We start from the raw sequence: 21,324 nt of genomic DNA, 5'->3' as shown, positions 1-21,324 counted from the left end.
ATGACAGACGGCGAGGACACCCCCGAGGCGGACGAGGGCGACGGAGAGAGCGGCGGGACCGCGATCCGCCGCGACCGCTTCTCCGGCGGGCCCGCGCGCGGGTTCATGTCCTCGCTGGCAGCTGACGACCGGATCTTCGCCGCGGACCTGCAGGTCGACCGCGCCCACGTCGTGATGCTCGCCGAGCAGGGCATCGTCGACGACGAGGACGCAGCGGCTATCCTCGACGCGCTGGACGACGTCGAGGCGGCGGGCCACGGCGAGTTGCCCGACGCCGAGGACGTCCACGAGGCCATCGAGACCGCAGTCATCCAGCGCGTGGGCCCCGAGGGCGGTCGGATGCACACCGCCCGCTCGCGCAACGACGAGGTGGCGACCTGCATCCGGTATCGCCTGCGCGCGGACCTGTTCGAGGCGCTGGAGACGGTCGTCGGCGCGCGCGAGCAGTTGCTCGATACCGCGGCCGGGCACACCGAGACGGTGATGCCCGGGTTCACGCATCTCCAGTACGCCCAGCCCGTGACCGTGGCCCACTGGATTCTCTCATACGAGGGACCGCTGGCTCGCGACACGGAGCGCCTGCTGGCGGCGATGGACACCACGAACCAGTCGCCGCTCGGCGCGGCGGCGTTCGCGGGGACGCCCTTCGACGTCGACCGCGAACGCACCGCCGAACTGCTGGGTTTCGACGGGACGGTGGCGAACTCGATGGACGCCACGTCCTCGCGCGACTTCCTCGTCGAGACGACGAGCGCGCTGACGACGCTCGCGACGACGCTGTCCGGTATGGCCGAGGACCTCGTGGTCTACAGCGGTCGGGACTACCTGGAGATCAGCGACGACTACGCGTCGACGTCGTCGATCATGCCCCAGAAGAAGAACCCCGACACGCTGGAGATCGTCCGCGCGACGGCCGGCGAGGCCCAGGGCGCGCTCCAGCAGTTGCTGACGACACTGAAGGGGCTGCCCCGGTCGTACAACATCGACCTGCAGGAGGCCACGCCGCCGGCGTGGACCGCGGTCGACGCGGTGCCGCCCGCGCTGGAAGTGGCGACGGGCGCGCTGACGACGGCGGCGTGGAACGAGGACGTGCTGGCTGTCGAAGCGGCGGCCGGGTTCTCGACGGCGACGGGCGTCGCCGACCGCCTGGCGATGGCCGGCGTCCCCTTCCGGACGGCCCACGAGGTCGTGGCACGGGCGGCGCAACGCGCCGCCGAAGGCGCGAGCGGCGAAGCCGCGAGCGAGGTGGCCGAAGACCTCGAACCCGGACGAGACGCCCCGGACATCGCCGAACTGGAGGCGGCGGCCGAGGAGATCCTCGGCGAGCCGCTGACGGCGTACGTCGACGAGGAGACGCTGGCGGCGACGCTGGATCCGGTCGAAAGCGTAGCGATGCGCGACTCGGCGGGCGGCCCCGCCCCCGAAGCGGTGACCGCCCAGATAGCGGACGCCCGCGAGCGCCTGTCCGCCGACGAGTCGGCGGTCACCGAGCGCCGCGAGGCCGTGACTGGCGCGCTGGACGCGCTCGAAGCGGAGGTGGCCGAGTATGTCTGAGGCCGTCTGCTCGCTCGCCGACTCGTACCGGACCCCACACCACCGGCCGCAGCCGCTCCCACGACCCCCGCGAGGGGAACTACCACATACCTGATACAGTGAACAGACTGTCTACGAAATACGGCTCGCGACGCGCTTAGCGGAGCGTACGCGTAATACTTATCTCCTGATAGGTTCGAAGCCTTTAAGTACATCCCAGTGTGAGTTGGGGGTACGATGGCAGAATGCGTCGAGTGCGGAGCGGAAGTAACTCTGCACGACGGCATCGAGATAGGAGAGATCGTCGACTGTGGCACCTGCGGTGCGGAGCTCGAAGTCGTCGACACCGAACCTCCAGTCCTCGAGACGGCACCGGAGCTCGAAGAGGACTGGGGTGAGTGAGAGTGAACGTCGGCATCCTCTACTCCCGGATCCGCCGGGACGAGAAGCTCCTGCTGAACGAGCTGCGTGAGCGCGACCACGAGGTCGTCAAGGTCGACGTCCGCAAGCAGCGCTTCGGGCTCTCGGAGCCGCCCGAGGACATGCAGGATGTCGACGTGCTCGTGGACCGCTGTCTGGCGACGAGTCGCTCGCTGTACGCCACCCAGTTCGCCGAGGCCTACGACATCCCGGTGGTCAACGCCGCCGAGACGGCCGAGGTGTGCGCGAACAAGGTGAAAAACAGCCTCGCGCTCGAACGGGCCGGCGTCCCCACGCCCGCGACGGAGGTGGCGTTCACGAAGGACGCCGCCCTCGAGAGCATCGAGGACTTCGGCTACCCGTGCGTCCTCAAGCCGGTCGTCGGCTCGTGGGGCCGCCTGATGGCGAAGATCGACTCGCGCTCCGCCGCGGAGGCGATCCTCGAACACAAGGAGACCCTGGGCCACTACGAGCACAAGGTCTTCTACATCCAGGAGTTCGTCGACAAGCCGGGCCGCGACATCCGTATCGTGGCCGTCGACGGCGAGCCGGTCGCCGGCATGGTCCGCTCGTCGGACCACTGGCTGACCAACGCCGCCAAGGGTGCCGAGACCGCGGAGATCGAGATCACCGACGAGATGGAAGAACTGGTTCGAAAAGCGAGCGACGCGGTCGGTGGCGGCCTGCTGGGGATCGACCTCATGGAGACTGGCGTCGACGACGACGGGAACCCCTCCGGGTACACCGTCCACGAGGTCAACCACACCGTCGAGTTCAAGGCGCTCAACGAGGTCACCGACGTCGACGTGCCCGCGCGGGTCGTCGACTGGCTGGAGGCCACCGCGGGCGCCGCGAGCGAAGAGACCGCAGAGGCGACCACATGAGCAGCGAGGGACAGACATGAGCGAATACACCGCATCGGTCGTCGGCGGCTCGGGCTTCACCGGCGGCGAGCTGCTGCGCCTCCTCGCGGGCCACCCGGAGTTCGAGGTCGCGCAGGCCACCAGCCGCTCGAAGGAGAACAAGACGGTGGGCCACGCCCACCCGAACCTCCGCGACCTGGACCTGCGCTTCTCCTCGCCGGAGGAGCTAGAGAGCGTCGACGTGCTGTTCGCGGCGACGCCCCACGGCGTCTCGATGGAACAGATCGACGCGTTCCAGGACGCCGCCGACACGGTCGTCGACCTCTCGGCGGACTTCCGCCTGAACACGGAAGCGCAGTACGACGAGTGGTACGACGGGCACACGCGCCCGGAACTGCTCGACGACGCCGTGTACGCGCTGCCCGAGGTCACGCGCGAGGAGCTGCCGGGCGCGGACCTGATCGCTTCGGGCGGCTGTAACGCGACGGCGACCATTCTGGGGCTCAAACCGCTGGTCGCCGAGGGCATCCTCACCGGCGACGAGCAGGTCGTCGTCGACGTGAAGGTCGGCTCCTCGGAGGGCGGCGCGGGCGGCGGGGAGGCCTCCTCGCACCCCGAGCGCTCGGGCGTCGTCCGCCCGTACGCGCCGACGGGCCACCGCCACGAGGCCGAGATCGAGCAGTTCCTCGGCCTGGACGTCTCGTTCACCGTCCACGCGGTGGACATGATCCGCGGCGCGAGCGCGACCTGCCACGTCTTCCCGGGCGGGCCCGTCTCGAAGGGCGACCTCTGGGGGGCCTACCGCGGCGAGTACGAGGACGAGCCGTTCGTCGAACTCGTCGCGGGCGGAGGCGGCGTGTATCGCTACCCCGAGCCGAAGGCGGTCGCGGGGACGAATCGTGCGGAGGTCGGGTTCGAGCTCGACCCCGGAAACAAGCGCCTCGTCGTCTTCTCGGCGATCGACAACATGATGAAGGGCTCGGCGGGGCAGGCGGTCCACGCCGCCAACGTCGCGCTGGGTCTCGAGGAGACGGCGGGACTGGAGTTCGGGGGCCTCCACCCGGTCGGCGCCCCCTGAGCAGGTGATTTTTTCGTGACTACAGTCGTCAAGATCGGCGGCGCCCGCGCGGTCGACCCCGCGGGCGCGCTTTCAGATGTCGCATCGCTCACTGACGAGGACGAGGACGAGGACGTGGCGGTCGTCCACGGCGGCTCGACCGCCGTCGACGAGACGCTCGAACGGCTCGGCATCGAGCCCGAGTACGTCGAGACGCCTTCCGGCGTCGTCGGCCGGTTCACCGACGCCGAGACCATGGAGGTGTTCGAGATGGTGTTCGGCCACCTCAACACGCAACTCGTCGCGGGCCTCCAGAGCCAGGGCGTCGACGCCGTCGGACTCAACGGCGTGGACGGGAAGCTCCTCTATGGCCCGCGGAAGTCCGCGGTGCGCGTCATGGAAGACGGCAAGCGCAAGATCCGTCGCGGGGACCACTCCGGGACGATCAAGCGGGTCAATGCCGACCTGCTGGAGACCCTGTTCGCCGACGGCTACACGCCCGTCGCGTCGCCGCCGATGGCCGGCAAGGACGACGAGGAAGTCGTTCCGGTGAACACGGACGCCGACCGTTCGGCGGCCCACATCGCGGGCGCGCTGGAGGCGACGCTCGTCCTGCTGACGGACGTCGAGGGGATCTACGCGGACCCCGACGACCCCTCCACACTCATCGAGTCCGTCGAGACGGCCGCCGAGTGGGCCGATCTCGAAGACGCCGCCGAGGGCTTCATGGAACGCAAAGTGATGGCCGTCGAGGAAGCGCTGGACGGCGGCGCGGACGAGGTCGTGGTCGCGGACGCCAACGCCGACGACCCCATCCTGTCGGCTCTCTCGGGCGGCGGCACGCACGTCCACGCGTCGGCACTTTCAGATACTGCGGAAGCGGACACGGAGGAGACACAATGAGCGGATTCGTCTTTTCGGAGAAACCCATCCAGATCGAATCGGGCGACGGCACAGTCCTGTACGGCGACGACGGCACGGAGTACCTCGACATGGGCGCTTCCTACGCCTGCGTCCCGCTGGGCCACGGCCACGAGGCCGTCCACGACGCCGTCACCGAGCAGTTCGAGAAGCTGACCTACGTCCAGGCGTCGTACCCCAACGCCGCGCGGACGGCGCTGTACGAGCGCCTCGCCGACTCGGCGCCCGACCCCATCGACAAGACGTGGCTCTGCAACTCGGGGACCGAGGCCAACGAGGCGGCGCTGAAGTTCGCCCGCTCGGCCACCGGGAACTCGAAGATCGTCGCGACGATGAAGGGCTTTCACGGTCGGACCATGGGCGCGCTGGCGACGACGTGGAAGAGCAAGTACAAGAAGCCCTACGAGCCGCTGATCGGCGACGTGGAGTTCGTCCCCTACGACGACGGCGACGAACTCGCCGCGGCCGTCGACGACGAGACCGCAGCGGTGATCGTCGAACCCGTCCAGGGCGAGGGGGGCATCAACCCCGCCTCCGCGGCGTACCTCCAGCGCGCCCGCGAGGTGACCGAGGAGTCGGGCGCGGCGCTCATCTTCGACGAGGTCCAGACGGGCATGGGTCGGACTGGAACGCTGTGGGCCTGCGAGCAGTCGGGCGTGGCGCCAGACATCCTCACGACGGCGAAGGGCCTCGGTAATGGCTTCCCGGTCGGCGCGACGCTGTGCCGCGACTGGATCGCCGACGAGTACGGCAGCCACGCCTCGACGTTCTCGGGCGGTCCGGTGATCTCGGCGGCCGCGGGGACGACCGTCTCGACCATCGTCGAGGAGGACCTGCCGGGCCACGCCGGCGACGTGGGCGCGTACATGCAGGAGCGCCTGGACGAGGAGATCGGCGACCAGGTGCGCGACGTGCGCGGCGAGGGCCTGATGGTCGGCGTCGAGGTCGGCCGCGGCGCGAACCGCGCGCTGAAGCAACTCGCCCTGAACCACGGCGTCCTGGCGCTGCCGGCCGGGCGGACCGTCGTCCGGTTCCTCCCGCCGCTGACCGTCAGCGAGGAGGAGGTCGACCAGGTCGTCGACGCCATGGCGGAGGTCCTCGGCGATGAGTGAGAGCGAACGCGAGAGCGCCGACGGTGACGACGGCGATTCGGTCGATATCGCGCCCGACGAAGACGCGCGCGAGTTGCTGATCGAGGTCGTCGACACGCCCTCCGTGACCGGCGAGGAGAGCGAGGCCGCGGGGGTCCTCGTCGACTTCTTCGAGGACCACGACCGCGAGGTGTGGGTCGACGAGGTCGGGAACGTCCGCGCGCCCGCGGACGACAGCGTCCTCCTCACCTCCCACATCGACACCGTGCCGGGCGACATCCCGGTGCGCGTCGAGGAGGGCGAGGACGGCGAGGAACTGCTGTGGGGCCGCGGCAGCGTCGACGCGAAGGGGCCGCTGTGTTCGATGGCCGTCGCGGCCGTCCGGACAGGGGCTTCGTTCGTCGGCGTCGTCGGTGAGGAAGTCGATTCACGGGGTGCGCGCCACCTCGTCGAGGACCGCGACGCGGAACCGGACGCCGTGGTCAACGGCGAACCCTCCGGCTGGGACGGCATCACGCTGGGCTATCGCGGCCTGCTCGCGGGGACGTACGTCGCGACCTCGGAGTCGGGTCACTCCTCGCGGCCGGAGAACAACGCCATCCAGGACGCCATCGGCTGGTGGTCCGACGTGGAGACGGAGTTCGGCCACGACGAGTGGGTGCCCGTCTTCGAGCGGGTGACGCCCAAGCCGATCACGTTCGAGGGCGGCCCCAGCGACGACGGCCTCTCGGTCGAGGCGACGGTGGACGTGCAGTTGCGCGTCCCTCCCGAGCACACGACCGAGGAGGTGCGCGAACTGGCCGACGGCCACCTGACGAACGGGACCGTCCACTGGCACGACGCGGTCGAGCCGGTGATGATGAACCCGCGGACGCCGGCGGCGCGAGCGTTCCGGGCGGCCGTCCGGCGGACGGGCGGCGACCCGCGACTCCTGCGCAAGACCGGCACGAGCGACATGAACGTGTACGCCCAGGAGTGGGACTGTCCGATGGTGACCTACGGCCCCGGCGACTCGGACCTCGACCACGCGCCGAACGAGCACGTCTCGCTGGCCGAGTACGACCGCGCCGTGGCCGTCCTCGAAGACGCGACGGAGCAACTACAATGAACTTCCTCGACGTCGACGACCTCACGACCGACGAACTGGCGGCGGTCCTCGACCGCGCGGCGACGATCAAGGCGGCGTATCACGAGAGTGGCGCGACCGACCTGCTCGACGGCCAGACCCTCGGGATGATATTCGAGAAGCCGTCGACCCGGACCCGGGTCTCCTTCGAGACCGGGATGACCCAGCTCGGCGGCCACGCCGTCTTCCTCGGCCCGGACGACATCGGGTTGCACGGCCGGGAGCCGGTGAAAGACATCGCGCGGGCGCTCGGCCGCTACGTCGACTTCGTGATGGCGCGCGTGTTCGACCACGACGACGTGGTCGAACTCGGCGAGTACGCGGGGGTCCCGGTCATCAACGCGCTGACCGACGACGCCCACCCCTGCCAGACGCTCGCCGACCTGCTGACCATCAGGGAGCACTTCGACGACGACGTGTCGGTCGCGTGGGTCGGCGACGGCAACAACGTCTGCCAGTCGTTCGTGCTCGGCGCCGCGATGTGCGACCTCGACCTGACCGTCGCGACCCCCGAGGGCTACGGCGTCGACGAGGACGTCCTGGACCGCGCCGACGGACTCGGGCCGGCCGCCGACGTGACGACCGACCCCGAGGCGGCCGTCGCGGACGCCGACGTGGTGTACACGGACGTCTGGGTCAGCATGGGCCAGGAGGACGAGCGCGAGCAGAAACTCGCCGACTTCGACGGGTACCAGATCACCCCGGAGTTGCTCGGCGACCGCGCGCTCATGCACTGCCTGCCCGCCCATCGCGGCGAGGAAGTCACCGACGCCGTGCTGGAGAGCGACAACGCCATCGTCTGGGACCAGGCGGAGAATCGCCTGCACGCCCAGAAAGGGTTGCTGGCGTGGCTGGCCGAGCAGGACTGAGGTTCGCGAGCGACTGCAAGGAGCGAGCGGCATTTTCGCCCACGTTTTTCGAGGAGTAGTCGCGAACGTAGTGAGCGACTCGACGAGAAAAAGGTGGCTGCCGGACCAGGCGGAGAATCGCCTGCACGCCCAGAAAGGGTTGCTGGCGTGGCTGGCCGAGCAGGAGTAGCATCCGCGCCGAGCGGAGCGAGGCGCGGTTCTCCGCATCGAGCGAAGCGAGATGCGGCTTTTTCACCCATGTTTTTGGCCGAGGGGTTCCCGCAGCGCTCGCAGAGCGCGAGGAAACCTCTCGGCGAAAAACATGGTTGTGCAACTTTTGGCGAGTTTCTGCCGGTTTCTCCCGACGTGCGTTCACGAACACGGGCGCGATCCGTGGCAATAATTGACGCATATTCACCCTCATGATTTATAATGACGTAGGCACTTGGGTGTGATACGATGCGAATCACAGAGACGCGGCAGTTGTTCAGGCAGTCGTTCGACTATCCGATGGACGCGACGGCGGTCACCGACGAGTTCGGCCACGTGGAGATCGAGGCGCCGACGGGCGACACGACGACGGTCAAGACGGTGCTCGCGCGGTCGAACGTGACGGACTACCAGTCTGCGGAGGACGTCTACACGGCGATGATGAGCAACGTCGACGAGTCGTTCATCGGCCGCAAATACTACGACGACCGCGGCGACAACCAGCCCCACCCGAAGCGGAGCTGGTAGTCGCGGGCCCGCGGCCGGTTCGGCGGCCGTGTCCCGCTCGCGCGGTCCCGACGAAGACTGATTATCTCGGCGGTCGTACGCGGACGTGATGGCCGACCCGCCAGTCGTCGACGCCGGTCAGCTGGACGCCGACGAGTTACTCGCCCGGATCGTCGACGAGGGGCGGATCCGCGTCCGCACCGAGTTCCTCGACGCAGAGCACGAGGTGGTCCTCCGCTGGGACGGCGACGTCTTCTACTGCGACACCCCGACTCGCCTCCACAAACACGACTCCGAGTCGGAGATGCGCGCGTGCCTGGTGAAACAGGGCTACGGCCGGTAAGCCGTCGGAGGTTCGACGACCCGGGCACCGCTCCGTCATCGCACCCGTTTAAGCTTCGGGGGACAGTAGTCGTCGGTACAATGGTCGAGGCGGACCCTTCGCCACAGCGATTTCGGGAGTTGATGCTCGACGAGGAGCCCGGGTTCGAGGACGTGGTCGCCTGCGTCTTCAACGTTCAGGAGCACGAAGTCCGGACGTTTCTGACGCTGCACGACCACCCGGGCAGCACCGTCGAAGAGCTGGCCGACCAGCTGGACCGCGACCGCAGCAACGTCAACCGCTCGCTGTCGACCCTGCGCGAGAAGGGGCTGGCCGAGCGCGAACGGCGACTGCTGGACGGTGGCGGCCACGTCTACCAGTACTCCGCGACGCCGCTGCCCGAGGCCCGTGAACTGATGCACGATACCCTGGACGAGTGGACCGCCTACGTCCACGACCGGATCGACGAGTTCGGCGAAGAAGATCTGTAATCGGTTGTCGATCGGTCGTCGCTTCTCCTCCGCGTCTGGGGCCCTCTATCCTGCTCTTTCGGAGTCGTTCCGGCGAGTGGCGACAACAGGCGACGAAAGCCCTCGGCCCGCTCCGGTCGAGGGGCTCGCTGCGCTCCTCACTTCGTTGCGGTGCTTGTTCCGGGAGAGCAAGCTCTCCCGACGTTCGCCTCACTTCGTTCGGCTCACCGTCGCCCGTCTTCCCGGAGCGCGCCTCGCCCTTTCAGTCCGCCAGGGAATTCCGCATCGGCACGACACGGCACCGCGCCTCACACCTCCCCAGCCGATTCGCTCAGTCGCTCCGCTCCTTCGCTCATCCCTCGCACGATGCTGCCGCGAGACGAGACTCGCGACAGCGCGCGCCAGAAGAAAGACCAGACAGCCGAAATCGCGTTACTCGCTCAGGTGGTCGATGACGGCTTCGGTGTCGTTGGGGACGGGCTCGGGCTCGCCGCCGGCCTCGTAAGCGGCCTCGGGATCCTTGAGCAGGTGGCCGGTGGTCAGACAGACCACGTCCTCGTCGGCGCCGACTTCGCCGGTCTCGCGGAGTTTCCGGAGGCCGGCGATGGATGCGGCGGAGGCGGGTTCGACGCCGACGCCTTCCTCGGCGAGCGAGCGCTGTGCGTCGGTGATCTCTTCGTCGGAGACGGCGACGGCGGTGCCGCCCGTCTCGCGGATGCCCGGCAGGGCCTTCGGGGCGTTGACGGGGTTCCCGATGCGGATGGCGGTCGCGCGGGTCTCGACGTTCTCCCAGCGGCGAACCTCGTCGTTGTCCTCCTCGATGGCCTCGACCATCGGCGCGGAGTGCTCGGCCTGGACGCCGGTGAGCTTGGGCACTTCGTCGGCGTCGATGGCGCCGACCTTCCGGAGTTCGCGGAAGCACTTGTACAGCGCGGCGGTGTTGCCGGCGTTGCCGACGGGGAGGACGATCCGGTCGGGGTAGCGCCCCTCGTCGGCGTGGAATCGCTCCATGATCTCGAGGCCGATGGTCTTCTGGCCTTCGAGGCGGAAGGGGTTCAGGGAGTTGAGCAGGTACGCCTCGCCACGGGCGGCCAGGTCCTGGACGATGTCGAGACAGGAGTCGAAGTTGCCGTCGACTTCGAGGATGCGGGCGCCGTGGAGGCTCGCCTGGGCGACCTTGCCGGCCGCGACCTTGCCCGCGGGGAGCAAGACGAGCGTCTCCATGCCGGCGCGGGCGCCGTAGGCGGCCAGCGCGGCGGAGGTGTTGCCCGTCGACGCGCAGGCCAGGCGGTCGACGCCCACCTCGCGGGCGACGCGGACGCCGACGGTCATCCCGCGGTCTTTGAACGACCCGGTGGGGTTCATCCCCTCGTGCTTGACGCGCAGGGAGTTCACGCCGGTCTCTTCTTCGAGGCGGGGGACGTAGTGCAGCGGCGTGCCGCCCTCGGGGAGGGAAACGCCCTCCTCGAAGGGGAGCGCGGCGGAGTACCGCCAGACGCCGTAGGGGCCGCTCTCGGGCGTGCTGGCGCCGCCGAAGTCGTCCCACGTGGGCAGGTCGGCGTAGCGGACTTCGAGCAGGCCGTCGCAGTGGTCGCAGGTGTAGCGGATCTCGTCGAAGGGGGCGAACGTCTCGCCGCACTCGATGCAGGTGAGCCAGACGCCGTCGTCGGCCACGGCGGGCTCGGGCTCGTCCAGGTCCAGGTGCGCGCTCATTGGTGGTGCTGGACGCCCGGCGACCAAAAGAGGGGCGGTTGCGGCGTCGCCGGCCGTCGCGAACGTAGATAGGGCGGCCGTCGACGTCGTCCCACACCGCTCACGCCACGTCCAGCACCAGCACGTCGCCGTCGCGCTCGAAGTGCGTCCGGTAGGGTTCCGAGCGCTCGCGCATCGTCTCCCGACACCAGTCGGCGACCTCTCCGTCGGCGGCGTAGACCGCTCGGTCGCGGATCTCGGTCGGTTCGAGGCGGACCGAGCGGACGCCCGACTCGTCGACGTCGGCGACGAACAGGAACCCGCGGTCGTTGCGTAGCTCCTGGTCGACCCGATAGTCGTCCACGAAGTCGCCGCAGTCGTGGAGCACGGGCGTGCCGTCGACGACTTCGACGCCCTGGAAGACGTGGGCGCTGTGGCCGTGGACCAGGTCGACCCGCTCGGCGAGCCAGCGGTGGAACTCGCGGAGGGTGTCGCTCGGCGCGGTCTCCATGTTCGGTCCGCCGTGGACCGACGCGACCAGCAGGTCCGGATCCAGCGCGCGTGCGTCGGCGACCATCCCCTCGATAGCGGCCTGGGTCACCTCGTCGTCGGCGTCGAAATCGAGGTGGCACACCCCGGGACTGTCCGGCCCGGCCGCGTACTCCGGCGTGTTGTCCGTCGCGGCGATAGCGGCGACGTCGAGCCCGCCGACGGTGAAGAGCGAGGGTTCGCGGGCTTCGGCGATCGTTTCGCCCGCGCCGGCGTGGGCGACGTCGATCGCGTCGAGGTGGTCGAGCGTGTCGAGCAGTGCGGGTTCCTCGTAGTCCAGCAGGTGGTTGTTGGCGAGACATGCGAAGTCGACGCCGGCGGCGGTCAACGCTTCGGTCGCCCAGTCAGGCGTCGCTCTGAAGTGGAACGCCCGGCGCGTTCGGGTCCATTTTCGTCCTCTCGTGGAAACCGCGCATTCGAGGTTGATCAGCAGTCCGTCGAGGTCTCGGAGTCCGTCGTGCAGATTCCCCCAGACGCCCGCCGCGGTGGTCCCGGGCTCGCGGTACCGCTCGTCGACCAGCCGCCCGAGCATCACGTCCCCCGTCAGCCCGATTCGGGGCATGTGTGATCGTTCGGCGTGGAGTAGCAAGTGTGATCGGTCGGGGAGAACCCACGCCGCTTTTTACGCGCGCCCTTTCACTCTCAGACGAGGGCACGTAGCTCAGTCCGGATAGAGCGTCGGACTTCTAATCCGACGGTCGTGGGTTCGAATCCCACCGTGCCCGTCCACCTTTTTCATCGTCGCCCTTCCTCGCGAGCCGAAGGCTCGCTGCGGGAGGGCTCCTCGAAAAACGTGGGCGAAAAACGGCCGGACGACTCGGTCGCTCCGCTCCCTCGCGTCCGGTGAACCGCCTCGCTTCGCTCGGCGGACGTTCGAACGACACTTTCCTCGGTTGTATCCGTACAGATCTCACCCGACCTAAACAAGAGAAGCAGGCGCGTTCAGTCGAACCCGTAGCGCTTGTGAGCTTCGTCGATGTCCACGATTTCGATCACGCGGACTTCCTCCTCGACTTCGAGAACGTCGTAGAACGCGGTGTGGGTCCGCCCGATATGCAGCCGATATAGCTCCTCTCCCTCGATCACCAGTTTCTCTTTGTCACCGGAGCCGGAATCCGGCCTCGGATACGGGTCGTCGGCAAGTTTCCGCAGATTGTCCTTCACGATGCGGATGCTCTTCTCGTCTAGCGCGGCGACGTACTCGCGGGCCTCCTCCGCGAGGAGGACCTCATAGCTCATCGAGCGACGTCAGTTCCTCGCTGTCTGCTTCGCGGACTTCCTTCGCGCGCTCGGCGAGTTGCCGGCGCTGGTGTTCCTGAATCAACTCACCCAGCAGGTCGTCGTACGTCTCGCCCGCCTCCTTCAGTTCGTTCAGTTCCTTCCACCGTTCCTCCGTGACTGGGATTCGCTTACTGGCGTTGGACATACGTATCGACCTCTGTGATCAATCCTTACAACGCTTACAATCAAAAATGTTCGGTGGCCGGATCGCATTCGTCGCTATCGGGTCATGCGTCGTCGGCGAACCGGGTCCCGCCGCGCCCGCTCCGACGAGGCGACCGCATCCGGCGCCAATAGACAACGGGAAGACACTTGTCCGTCCGTCGACTCGTGGGAGCCGATGCAGAGACGAGAACTGCTCTCCGCGCTGGCCGTATCGCTCGGGGGATGTGCAGCGGCACCGGGAGGGGAACGGACGAGCCAGCAGGAGTATATGGTCGGTGTGACGACCGGCCGAGAACTGGAGGGATACTCGATATCCTTCGATGTCGAGTACCCGGACGCCGAGGACGTGATCGCCGACATACACGTGACGGTCGAGAACACGGGGGAGAAACCGATCGGAATCACGACGGGGCCGCCGGCACCGTTCGGAATTCTCGTCGCGGAGGCAGTCAACACGGCGAACAGTATCACGCTCTGGAGCGCGGCGTACGAGCGGTCAGACGGCGTCAAGACGGAAGGCTACACCATCGGTCTGGTGAATAGGGTAGGTTTGACCACGGGGCTGCAGCCGGGAGACTCGGCCGAATCGACCTACTCGCTCCGCCGTGACGCGACTACGGGGGACGGGACCGGTGAACTCGCGACCGGAACGTACGACCTCACCGGACACGACGGCGAACCGTTTCAGGTGAACGGCGACCCGGTTGATGCGCAGTTGCAGGTCGACTCCGTGGACTCGGTCTGACCCCCGAAGACCCTTGCCGCACGCCCCAAACGCCCAAGCGTGGTCGAAGACGTGCCGACGGACGTGCGGACGGTGCTCTCGCAGTTGTTCGCAGAGGGCAGATGCGCCCTCGACGACGACGATGTCGCGACCGCACGGGAGAGCGTGACGAGCGCCGCGTCGGTCGTCCGGGACGAGCCCCCGGAGGGCGAGTTCGAATGGGAACTCCGCCACGGCTGCGAGCGAGTGGTCGATCTGCTCGAAACCGCCGACGACGAGACCCCTGACGCCGAGGCCGCGGCCCTCTCGACGGCCGTCGCGGCGGTGTCACCGTCGGCACCGAACACGTCCTCGAACGCATCACGCGGTTCGTTTTCGAAGGTGTCGTCGCTCATACGCGTGCGATCGGGACGATCCAAGAATCGCTTTCCACTCGGGCTCAGACGTGCTCCCGCGGCATCAGGTCCTCGTATTCCTGCTCGTCCAGCCACTCCGCCAGCTTCACCAACTGATCACACGCGGCCTCGAACAACTCGGCGCCCTTCTCCCGCGTCGCGTCGGTCTGGTCGCCGATGACGCCGCATTCGGTGTTGTCGATGGCGTCGTAGAAGGTGCGGGCGCCGAACTTCCGGATGCCCTCGTAGTCCTCGAAGTTCCGGATGCCGTCGTCGCGGGCGCGCTCGAACTGGTCCTCGCGGACGAGTTCGTCGGCGATGTGGAGCATCATCGCGGTCTCCTTCGGACCGCCGTGGGGGCCGTTGTGCTCGAAGAGATCGTCGACCAGCTCGGGGATGGACTCGTCCCACATCCACTCGATGGCGTAGGCGTCGCCGTCGTCGCGCAGGCGACGGCCCACCTCGCGGAGGTGCTGGACGTTGCCGCCGTGGGCGTTGACGAAGATTACGCGGTCGATGCCGTGGTAGGTGAGATTCCGCGTCAGCGACTCGACGTAGTCGCGGAAGACGCCGGGTTCGACCCACATCGTCCCGTGGAACTGCCGGTGGTGGGGGCTCACACCGACGTTCACGGTGGGCGTGCAGAGGAAGCCGGTCCGCTCGGCGGCCTCGCGGGCGAGCGCCTCGGCGATGCGGTGGTCGGTGGACTCGGGGAGGTGCGGGCCGTGTTGTTCGGTCGATCCCAGCGGCACGAGCGCCAGCGAGTCCTCGGCGAAGTACTCGCCCAGTTCCGGCCAGGTCCGGTCTGCGAGGTACATGTCCCGACACGAGGACTGCGCACCCGTCACTGTTTCCCCTCGTTCTTTCTCTCCGTCCCCACATCGTGCGAACCGTTGCCACGGTTTCCCCGACGTTTAGGGGACCGGCCGCGTCAGCAGGCCCATGGACGAATCGGACGCCTTCGGTGCGGCGATGCGCGACCACTACGCAGGCGAGGACGTGGTGGAGATCATCGAACGCGACGACGGCTGGATCGGGGTCAACGGCGTCGAGGGCTACTTCCGCGACCCCGACGAGTGGCCCGACATCGTCACGCGGGCGCTCGACCGCGTCGACGGCCGGATCCTCGACGTCGGCTGTGGCCCCGGCTCGCACGCGCTCCACCTGCAGGAGCGTGGCCACGACGTGGCCGGGATCGACGTCTCGCCCGGCGCCATCGAGGTGGCCCGCGACCGCGGCGTCGACGACGTGCGCGAGGTCGACGTGGCCGACGTGGCCGACGCTTTCGAGCCCGACACTTTCGACGCGGTCATCATGATGGGCAACAACTTCGGGCTGGTCGGCACGGCGGAGACGGCGCCCGAGCGGTTGCGCGCCCTCGCCGAGGTCGCCACCGACGACGCGGTCCTCGTCGGGCAGAGTCGCGACCCCACTGCGACCGACGACGAGCACCACCTCGCCTATCACGAGCGCAACCGCGAGCGCGGTCGACTCCCCGGTGCGCTCCGGATCCGCGTCCGCTACGAGGTGTACGCGACCCCGTGGCACGACTACCTCATGGCCGCCCCCGACACGATGGCCGAGTTGGCCGAAGCGACGCCGTGGGAGTTCGTCGAGGCCATCGAACCCGACGAGGAGTTGACCGAGCCCGGCGGCGACTACGTCGGGATCTTGCGAGTTGGGGAGTGACGCTGTCGGGAAACGGCGCGGTTACTGCGAAGAGTGTGAAAGTCCCCGGACATTCCGGCCCCTTTCATTCCTACCTGTGTCGGCTGGTTCGACAGTCTATGCGGGTGGGAATGAAAGGGGCGGCCGTCTCGACGAACCCCGACGAAGCAAGCACCGCAGGCCGTCAGGCCGAGGAGCGCAGCGAGGCGCGGGAGTCGAGACGGCCGGGGCTTTCACGCTGTTCGCCGCCAGCCTCAGTAGCGGTCGCTGTCACACAACGCCACCACCAACACCCTCAGACTTCCCCGAGACCAACACTTTACTCTCCGTGGATCGTTGTCGACACAAGTTATCGACCTTCGCCCATGGCAACACACGACATCACGCTCGCGGTGAACGGGCGCGAGGAGTCCCTCACCGTCGAGTCACGGACGCTGCTGGTCCACGCGCTGCGGGACGACCTGGGCTACACCGGCCCGAACGTCGGCTGCGAGAGCGGCAAGTGCGGCGCCTGCACGGTCGAACTCGACGGCGACGCGGTCAAGTCCTGCACGGTCCTGGCGGTCCAGGCCGACGGCGGCGAGGTGACGACCGCCGCCGGGTACGCGACCGAGGGCCTCGACGCCGTCCAGCGGGCGTTCCACGACGAACACGGCCTGCAGTGTGGCTACTGCACGCCGGGGATGCTCGCGACGACCCACCAGCTGCTCGACGAGAACCGCGACCCTTCGCGCGCTGAGATCCGGAGAGCGCTCAAGGGGAACGTCTGCCGCTGCACAGGCTACGGGAACATCGTCGACGCGGTGGAGACGGCGGCCGACCGACTGCGCGAGACGGACGACGAGCGCGAGGACGACCACGACTCGGACGCCGACGCTGGGTCATCGGGGGAGGAGACGGACCGACGCGCCGACGCGCCGGGCGTGGAGGCCGAGGACTGAGATGTTCCCCGACGATTTCGACTACGAACGCGCGACCTCCGTCGGCGAGGCGCTGGACCTGCTCGACGACCACGCCGACGCGGAGGTCGAGATCCTCGCCGGCGGCCACAGCCTCGTCCCGGCGATGAAGACCGACGGTCGCAGTCCCGACGTGGTCGTGGATCTGGACGTGCCAGCGCTCGACGCGGTCAACGCGCTCGACGACCGGACCGTCGTCGGCGCGCTGACGACCTACGCCGATATCGCCGACTCGCGGGCGGTCCAAGCGAACGCGCCGCTGCTGGCCGAGACAGCCGCCGAAGTCGGCGACCTGCAGATCCGCAACCGGGGGACCATCGGCGGCAACCTCGCGGAGGCACACCCCGGTGCCGACCCGCCCGCGGCGGTGCTGGCGAGCGACGCGACGATACTGCTGCGCCACCGCGACGGCAAGCGCGAGGTGCCCGCGACGGACTTCTTCCGCGGCGACGGCGAGACGGCCGTCGAGTACGGCGAACTCGTCACCGGCGTCCGCGTCCCGCACACGGGCGACGCCGGCGTCGCGTACGCGAAGAAGACCCACCCCGCGACGGGCTACGCGATGGTCGGCGCGGCGGCAGTGGTCGAAGTCTCGGAAGGAGCCGTTTCGAGCGCGCGCGTCGCCGCGACCGGCGCGGTCGACCGGGCGGTCCGCCTGCCGTCGGTGGAGGACACCCTCGCCGGCGGGCGACTCGACGCCGGGCGCATCGACGCGGCCGCGAGCGAAACGCGGGCGGATATCGACGCGGACCGGCTGCGTTCGGACCCCTACGCGTCCGGGTCGTTCCGCGGCGAGCTACTGGAGACGTACGTGGCTCGCGCGCTCGAATCGGCCGCCGAACGGGTCGCCGGCGAACCCCCCACGGCTTGACAGACGACAGCGAAACGAGAGGGGCGACGGCGAGTGACGACCTGCCCCCGGACGTGACCGACGCGATTCCCGAAGGCGTGGACGCCACGGCGACGGTTCGAGTGGAAACGAGGGGCGGATCGGTCCGGCTGTTCGCCGAACGCGTGACGCTGCCGCCCCGGCCGGTCGCCGGGAGTTACGCCGACGTCCGCCCGGTCGTCGATCTGGTCCGGTCGGCGGGTTTCGCGAGACCGTCGTCGGTTTCAGCGGCGGGCGCGCGACGACCGAGCGCTTCCCGCGGGCCGATCGAATGGTCGCGACCTCGCCCCGAGACATGCGTGGCGCGGTGTGTTTCGAGTCGAGCGATCCGGTGGTCCTCACGACCCACAACTTCGTCGACGACCTGGTGGCGCTCGGGGACGTGCTGGCGACGCCGGTCGCGTACGTCGGCGTGATTGGACCACCCGACCGGTTCGATCGACTCCGCGACGCGCTCGCGTCGGACGGTCGAGAGATCGACGAGGCTGAACGGGAGCGGATTTCCGCACCTGTGAGTCTCGATTTGGGCGGTGGGAGCCCCTACCAAGTCGCCCACAGTATCGTCGCCGAGGTCCTTGCTGTTCAGAATGATCGGGACGGCGGGCATCTTCGGTCGAGTACAGGGCCGATCCACGCTCGCGAGGACTGACACTGTGCAGTCGACAACGGGCGATGAAAGCCCTCGGCCCGCTCGCGCGGTCTGTGCGGGATATCCTCGGTCGCTGACGCTCCCTCGGATAGGGCCCGCGCAGACCGTGCGACCTGGCCTCGCCCTTTCAGTCCGCCAGGAACCGCCCGGTACAGCACCGCAAACAGCCTCACACCTCCCCAACCGACTGCGCTTCTCGCTGCGCTGCGATGCTCGTCCACCTGAAGACTCGCTCCGCTCGTCTTCCGAGCCTTCGTTCACTCCGTTCACGAAGACAGCGAGGGACCGAAGGTCCCTCGGGCCGTGCGAACGGGCGCTTCGCGCCCGTGAGCAGACCTCGCACGGTTCCGTCGCGCGGCCCTCACGACGTTCGGGCACGCGCGACAGCGCGCGCCATCATCGAATTCACCCCGGACAGGGAGAGTTTGAAAGCCCTTATCGGCGCAAGCACGTAGTTCGGGTATGGACGATTCAGCGGTCGAGACGAAAGTCGAGTGGCGCGAGTGGGGCGAGGAGGCGTTCGCCACCGCCGAGCGGGCGGGCAAGCCGGTCCTGCTCTCGCTGTGGGCGCCCTGGAGCGAGGACTGCCTGGAGATGGACCGCACGACGTACTCCGAGCCCCGCATCGCCGCGAACGTCAACGACGGGTTCGTTCCCGTCCGCGTTTCCGTCGATCGCCACCCGCGCGTCCGCGACCGCTACAACATGGGCGGGTTCCCCTCGACCGTGTTCACGACGCCGGAGGGCACCGTCATCACCGGCGCGACGTTCCTCGGGATCGACGGCTTCCGCGAGATCCTCGACGCTGTCCGCCGCACCTGGGACGGCAAGGGCGCGGAGGCCGGCTCGATCCCCCGCCAGCTCGCCGACGCCGAGCCGCCGAGCGGGGAGCTCTCCGCCCGCGTCGAGGAGCACATGGTCGAGCAGTTGCTCGCGGCCTACGACGAGGAATTCGGCGGGTGGGGCACGGACGTCAAGTTCCCGCTCCCCCGCACCATCGAGTTCGCGCTGGTGCGGGCCAGGGACCAGGCGACTCGGACGCTCGAAGCGGTCCAGAATCGACTGTTCGACACCTACGACGGCGGCTTCTACCGCTTCTCGCACAACCGCAACTGGGGGTCGCCCCAGCGCGAGAAGCTCGCAGACGAGAACGCCGCGCTCGTGCGAGCGTTCGCCCACGGCTACCGCTACACCGGCGAGGACGCCTACCGCGAGACGGCCGAGCGGGCCGTCGAGTACCTGACGACCGATCTCTGGACCGGCGACGCCTTCGCGGCGAGCCAGGGCGGCGACGACGCCTACTACCGGCTGGAAGCGACCGAGCGGGAGGACGCCGACCCGCCGGCGGTCGACCAGACCGTCTTCGCCGGCCACAACGGCGTCGCCGTCGACAGCCTGTTGACCTACGCGGCGTACACCGACGACGAGCGCGCCCGCCGCTACGCCGAGCGCGCCCGCGACCACGTCGTCGCCGAACTCGTCGGTGAAGCGGGCGAGGTCGTCCACTTCGGCGACCCCGAGACCGGCGAAGTCGGGGAGGCCGGGCTCCTCTCGTCACAGGCGCGGACGCTCGCGGGGCTGACGACCAGTGCGTCCGTGCTGGGCGAACCCGGACCGATGCGGTCGGTCGCCGACTACGCCCTCGACGCGCTGCAGGACGAGTCCGGCGCGTTCGCCGACGGGACGAGCGAGGGCGCGGGCCTGCTCGACCGCCCGCTGTACCCCCTCGACACGAACGTCGACGCGGCCGACGCGTTGATCGACTGCTGGTTGCTGACCGACGACGAGCCATACCGCGAGGTCGCCCGCGACGCGCTCGCTGCCTTCGCCGGCGCGACCGACCGGATGGGCGTCGAAGTCGCCGCCTACGCCTCGGCCGTGGCGCGACTGCGCGACCCGCGCGTCGTCGCCGTCGGGACCGACGCCGGCAGCGACCTCCACCGCGCCGCCCTCCGACTCGTCGACCACGAGACGGTCGTCTCCCCCGACGACGACCGCGCCGAGGACGGCCACGCGGTCGTCCTCGCCGACGGCGAACGCGAGGGGCAGGCGGCCGACCCCACGGCCCTCGAATCGCTGCTGACCGGGTGAGCCGGTCGACCGGCCGTAAATTTACCCGTTGTTTTTTGTTGTCGCAGTTCGAGGTGCTGACAATGGCGAGTCTCAGAGACCTCGGCCTCTCGGAGTACGAAGCGCGGGCCTATCGCGCGCTCCTGGAGGCGGGACCGACGACGGCGAAGGACCTCTCGCGGGCGAGCGACGTACCGATGGGGCGCATCTACGACGTGCTCAACAGCCTGGAGACCCAGCAACTGGCGCGGAGTCAGACGGCGAGTCGGCCGAAGAAGTACGTCGCCGTCGAGACGGACACCGCGCTGGACCGGCTGCTGGAGAACAAGAAGCGCGAACTCGAAGAACAGGCCGAGCAGTACGAGGACATCGTCGACGACCTGGTCGACGAACTCGACGACGGCGAGCCGGTCGACGAGCCGTTCTGGACAGCCAGCGTCGGCCAGGAGGAGGCGTTCGACCTGCTGGTCGAGCGACTGACCGCGGCCGACGAGCGCATCGTCGTCGTCGCCTCCGAACCGGTCCAGCAGTTCGACCTCGACGAGGTGTCCGCCCGCATCACCGCCGCGCTGGAGGAGGCGCTCGAACGCGGCGTGTCGGTGTCGGTCCTGCTCACGCCCGAACTCGTCGACACGCTCCCCGACGCGGTCGGGACGCGCTACCGCGAGACGCTCCAGCCCCACGACCGCTTCGAGACGCGGACGAGCGCGAACGTCACGGGCACCTTCGAGATCATCGACGACACCGAGGTCTGCATCGAGGTCCCGCACCCGCTCATCGAGGACGAGACGTTCGCCGTCATCGACCTCAAGGACCCGGAGTTCGCCGCCGACGTGGGGAGGGAGTTCGCCCCGCGCTGGGACGAGGCCGAGACGCTCCGGCTCTGAGTGGGGTCGGATCGGGCTGGATCGGGTC

At 68.8% G+C, this 21,324-nt stretch carries 23 protein-coding genes, 1 tRNA gene and 1 pseudogene; 20 read left to right on the top strand and 5 right to left on the bottom strand.

The window, feature by feature from the left end; translation table 11 throughout:
- The 11 genes from argH to ACMGFE_RS12545 all read left to right on the top strand — a co-directional run bounded on the left by argH (position 1) and on the right by ACMGFE_RS12545 (position 9,389).
- Positions 1–1,554, top strand: a complete 1,554-nt coding sequence (argH, locus tag ACMGFE_RS12595) for an argininosuccinate lyase (protein WP_436925546.1) — start codon at positions 1–3, stop codon at positions 1,552–1,554.
- Positions 1,555–1,770: 216 nt separating this feature from the next.
- Entirely contained in the window at positions 1,771–1,935 is a 165-nt protein-coding gene (gene lysW / locus ACMGFE_RS12590) for a lysine biosynthesis protein LysW (protein ID WP_006882170.1), read from the top strand.
- Positions 1,936–1,937: 2 nt separating this feature from the next.
- The gene (gene lysX / locus ACMGFE_RS12585; protein ID WP_436926093.1) at positions 1,938–2,837 is read left to right on the top strand and encodes a lysine biosynthesis protein LysX; all 900 of its coding nucleotides are present in this window, start codon (positions 1,938–1,940) and stop codon (positions 2,835–2,837) included.
- Between the two features lie 16 nt (positions 2,838–2,853).
- Positions 2,854–3,894, top strand: a complete 1,041-nt coding sequence (gene argC, locus ACMGFE_RS12580) for an N-acetyl-gamma-glutamyl-phosphate reductase (protein WP_436925545.1) — start codon at positions 2,854–2,856, stop codon at positions 3,892–3,894.
- 15 nt (positions 3,895–3,909) lie between these two features.
- On the top strand, positions 3,910–4,776 hold the full coding sequence (locus ACMGFE_RS12575; protein WP_436925544.1) for an acetylglutamate/acetylaminoadipate kinase: 867 nt from the start codon (positions 3,910–3,912) through the stop codon (positions 4,774–4,776).
- Entirely contained in the window at positions 4,773–5,906 is a 1,134-nt protein-coding gene (locus tag ACMGFE_RS12570; RefSeq protein ID WP_436925543.1) for an aspartate aminotransferase family protein, read from the top strand. Before ACMGFE_RS12575 ends, ACMGFE_RS12570 begins: the two co-directional genes overlap by 4 nt.
- On the top strand, positions 5,899–6,993 hold the full coding sequence (locus ACMGFE_RS12565) for a [LysW]-lysine hydrolase (RefSeq protein ID WP_436925542.1): 1,095 nt from the start codon (positions 5,899–5,901) through the stop codon (positions 6,991–6,993). Before ACMGFE_RS12570 ends, ACMGFE_RS12565 begins: the two co-directional genes overlap by 8 nt.
- Positions 6,990–7,880, top strand: a complete 891-nt coding sequence (argF, locus tag ACMGFE_RS12560) for an ornithine carbamoyltransferase (RefSeq protein ID WP_436925541.1) — start codon at positions 6,990–6,992, stop codon at positions 7,878–7,880. The genes ACMGFE_RS12565 and argF overlap by 4 nt, the downstream gene beginning before the upstream one ends.
- Positions 7,881–8,318: 438 nt before the next feature.
- A complete protein-coding gene (locus ACMGFE_RS12555) occupies positions 8,319–8,597 on the top strand; it encodes a DUF5789 family protein (RefSeq protein WP_436925540.1) in 279 nt (92 codons plus the stop codon).
- A gap of 88 nt (positions 8,598–8,685) precedes the next feature.
- On the top strand, positions 8,686–8,919 hold the full coding sequence (locus ACMGFE_RS12550; protein ID WP_436925539.1) for a DUF8001 family protein: 234 nt from the start codon (positions 8,686–8,688) through the stop codon (positions 8,917–8,919).
- 80 nt (positions 8,920–8,999) lie between these two features.
- Positions 9,000–9,389, top strand: coding sequence for a helix-turn-helix domain-containing protein (locus ACMGFE_RS12545; RefSeq protein WP_436925538.1), 390 nt, complete (start codon positions 9,000–9,002; stop codon positions 9,387–9,389).
- Positions 9,390–9,800: 411 nt separating this feature from the next.
- Here ACMGFE_RS12545 and thrC read toward each other — a convergent pair whose 3' ends face one another.
- Both thrC and ACMGFE_RS12535 read right to left on the bottom strand, forming a co-directional pair.
- On the bottom strand, positions 9,801–11,081 hold the full coding sequence (gene thrC, locus ACMGFE_RS12540) for a threonine synthase (protein WP_436925537.1): 1,281 nt from the start codon (positions 11,079–11,081) through the stop codon (positions 9,801–9,803).
- Positions 11,082–11,181: 100 nt separating this feature from the next.
- Positions 11,182–12,171: a CapA family protein gene (locus ACMGFE_RS12535; protein WP_436925536.1), complete on the bottom strand. Its 990-nt coding sequence runs from the start codon at positions 12,169–12,171 to the stop codon at positions 11,182–11,184.
- Between the two features lie 88 nt (positions 12,172–12,259).
- On the opposite strand from ACMGFE_RS12535, the gene ACMGFE_RS12530 reads away from it, so the two are divergent.
- A tRNA-Arg gene (locus ACMGFE_RS12530) sits at positions 12,260–12,334 on the top strand.
- 217 nt (positions 12,335–12,551) lie between these two features.
- Here ACMGFE_RS12530 and ACMGFE_RS12525 read toward each other — a convergent pair.
- A complete protein-coding gene (locus ACMGFE_RS12525) occupies positions 12,552–12,848 on the bottom strand; it encodes a type II toxin-antitoxin system RelE family toxin (protein WP_436925535.1) in 297 nt (98 codons plus the stop codon).
- Complete coding sequence (locus tag ACMGFE_RS12520; protein ID WP_436908312.1) at positions 12,838–13,035, bottom strand: hypothetical protein; 198 nt, start codon at positions 13,033–13,035, stop codon at positions 12,838–12,840. The genes ACMGFE_RS12525 and ACMGFE_RS12520 overlap by 11 nt, the downstream gene beginning before the upstream one ends.
- 195 nt (positions 13,036–13,230) lie before the next feature.
- Here ACMGFE_RS12520 and ACMGFE_RS12515 point away from each other — a divergent pair, with 195 nt between their 5' ends.
- Together ACMGFE_RS12515 and ACMGFE_RS26055 are read left to right on the top strand one after the other, a co-directional pair.
- The gene (locus ACMGFE_RS12515) at positions 13,231–13,800 is read left to right on the top strand and encodes a DUF8130 domain-containing protein (protein ID WP_436925534.1); all 570 of its coding nucleotides are present in this window, start codon (positions 13,231–13,233) and stop codon (positions 13,798–13,800) included.
- 39 nt (positions 13,801–13,839) lie between these two features.
- Positions 13,840–13,998, top strand: a pseudogene (locus tag ACMGFE_RS26055) (DUF8101 family protein); the annotation flags it as partial.
- Between the two features lie 220 nt (positions 13,999–14,218).
- Here the strand turns inward: ACMGFE_RS26055 and ACMGFE_RS12505 are convergent.
- Entirely contained in the window at positions 14,219–14,992 is a 774-nt protein-coding gene (locus ACMGFE_RS12505; protein ID WP_436925532.1) for a creatininase family protein, read from the bottom strand.
- Positions 14,993–15,116: 124 nt separating this feature from the next.
- Between ACMGFE_RS12505 and ACMGFE_RS12500 the strand changes: the two genes are divergently transcribed.
- The 6 genes from ACMGFE_RS12500 (at position 15,117) to ACMGFE_RS12475 (ending at position 21,296) form a co-directional block, all read left to right on the top strand.
- On the top strand, positions 15,117–15,863 hold the full coding sequence (locus ACMGFE_RS12500) for a class I SAM-dependent methyltransferase (protein ID WP_436925531.1): 747 nt from the start codon (positions 15,117–15,119) through the stop codon (positions 15,861–15,863).
- A 344-nt stretch (positions 15,864–16,207) separates the two neighbouring features.
- Positions 16,208–16,783 carry a (2Fe-2S)-binding protein gene (locus ACMGFE_RS12495; RefSeq protein ID WP_436925530.1) on the top strand — a complete coding sequence of 192 codons (576 nt, stop codon included), beginning with the start codon at positions 16,208–16,210 and terminating at the stop codon, positions 16,781–16,783.
- Position 16,784: 1 nt separating this feature from the next.
- The gene (locus ACMGFE_RS12490) at positions 16,785–17,672 is read left to right on the top strand and encodes an FAD binding domain-containing protein (protein WP_436925529.1); all 888 of its coding nucleotides are present in this window, start codon (positions 16,785–16,787) and stop codon (positions 17,670–17,672) included.
- A 118-nt stretch (positions 17,673–17,790) separates the two neighbouring features.
- Positions 17,791–18,339, top strand: coding sequence for an XdhC family protein (locus ACMGFE_RS12485; RefSeq protein ID WP_436926092.1), 549 nt, complete (start codon positions 17,791–17,793; stop codon positions 18,337–18,339).
- A gap of 462 nt (positions 18,340–18,801) precedes the next feature.
- Positions 18,802–20,430: a DUF255 domain-containing protein gene (locus ACMGFE_RS12480; protein ID WP_436925528.1), complete on the top strand. Its 1,629-nt coding sequence runs from the start codon at positions 18,802–18,804 to the stop codon at positions 20,428–20,430.
- A 62-nt stretch (positions 20,431–20,492) separates the two neighbouring features.
- Positions 20,493–21,296 carry a TrmB family transcriptional regulator gene (locus ACMGFE_RS12475; RefSeq protein ID WP_436925527.1) on the top strand — a complete coding sequence of 268 codons (804 nt, stop codon included), beginning with the start codon at positions 20,493–20,495 and terminating at the stop codon, positions 21,294–21,296.
- Positions 21,297–21,324 lie beyond the last annotated feature (28 nt).

The organism is Halosimplex amylolyticum (assembly GCF_051414035.1).
GTDB lineage: Archaea > Halobacteriota > Halobacteria > Halobacteriales > Haloarculaceae > Halosimplex > Halosimplex amylolyticum.
The sequence above is the reverse complement of the archived record's forward strand: the minus strand, read 5'-3'. Positions and strand labels throughout refer to the sequence as shown.

Coding starts and splice junctions, on each gene's coding strand:
- ACMGFE_RS12525 (WP_436925535.1), bottom strand. CDS start 12,848: ATGAGCTATGAGGTCCTCCTCGCGGAGGAGGCCCGCGAGTACGTCGCC.
- ACMGFE_RS12535 (WP_436925536.1), bottom strand. CDS start 12,171: ATGCCCCGAATCGGGCTGACGGGGGACGTGATGCTCGGGCGGCTGGTC.
- argF (WP_436925541.1), top strand. CDS start 6,990: ATGAACTTCCTCGACGTCGACGACCTCACGACCGACGAACTGGCGGCG.
- argC (WP_436925545.1), top strand. CDS start 2,854: ATGAGCGAATACACCGCATCGGTCGTCGGCGGCTCGGGCTTCACCGGC.
- ACMGFE_RS12505 (WP_436925532.1), bottom strand. CDS start 14,992: ATGTACCTCGCAGACCGGACCTGGCCGGAACTGGGCGAGTACTTCGCC.
- ACMGFE_RS12500 (WP_436925531.1), top strand. CDS start 15,117: ATGGACGAATCGGACGCCTTCGGTGCGGCGATGCGCGACCACTACGCA.
- ACMGFE_RS12495 (WP_436925530.1), top strand. CDS start 16,208: ATGGCAACACACGACATCACGCTCGCGGTGAACGGGCGCGAGGAGTCC.
- ACMGFE_RS12550 (WP_436925539.1), top strand. CDS start 8,686: ATGGCCGACCCGCCAGTCGTCGACGCCGGTCAGCTGGACGCCGACGAG.
- ACMGFE_RS12545 (WP_436925538.1), top strand. CDS start 9,000: ATGGTCGAGGCGGACCCTTCGCCACAGCGATTTCGGGAGTTGATGCTC.
- ACMGFE_RS12490 (WP_436925529.1), top strand. CDS start 16,785: ATGTTCCCCGACGATTTCGACTACGAACGCGCGACCTCCGTCGGCGAG.
- ACMGFE_RS12520 (WP_436908312.1), bottom strand. CDS start 13,035: ATGTCCAACGCCAGTAAGCGAATCCCAGTCACGGAGGAACGGTGGAAG.
- ACMGFE_RS12570 (WP_436925543.1), top strand. CDS start 4,773: ATGAGCGGATTCGTCTTTTCGGAGAAACCCATCCAGATCGAATCGGGC.
- ACMGFE_RS12515 (WP_436925534.1), top strand. CDS start 13,231: ATGCAGAGACGAGAACTGCTCTCCGCGCTGGCCGTATCGCTCGGGGGA.
- thrC (WP_436925537.1), bottom strand. CDS start 11,081: ATGAGCGCGCACCTGGACCTGGACGAGCCCGAGCCCGCCGTGGCCGAC.
- ACMGFE_RS12480 (WP_436925528.1), top strand. CDS start 18,802: ATGGACGATTCAGCGGTCGAGACGAAAGTCGAGTGGCGCGAGTGGGGC.
- argH (WP_436925546.1), top strand. CDS start 1: ATGACAGACGGCGAGGACACCCCCGAGGCGGACGAGGGCGACGGAGAG.
- ACMGFE_RS12565 (WP_436925542.1), top strand. CDS start 5,899: ATGAGTGAGAGCGAACGCGAGAGCGCCGACGGTGACGACGGCGATTCG.
- ACMGFE_RS12475 (WP_436925527.1), top strand. CDS start 20,493: ATGGCGAGTCTCAGAGACCTCGGCCTCTCGGAGTACGAAGCGCGGGCC.
- lysW (WP_006882170.1), top strand. CDS start 1,771: ATGGCAGAATGCGTCGAGTGCGGAGCGGAAGTAACTCTGCACGACGGC.
- ACMGFE_RS12555 (WP_436925540.1), top strand. CDS start 8,319: ATGCGAATCACAGAGACGCGGCAGTTGTTCAGGCAGTCGTTCGACTAT.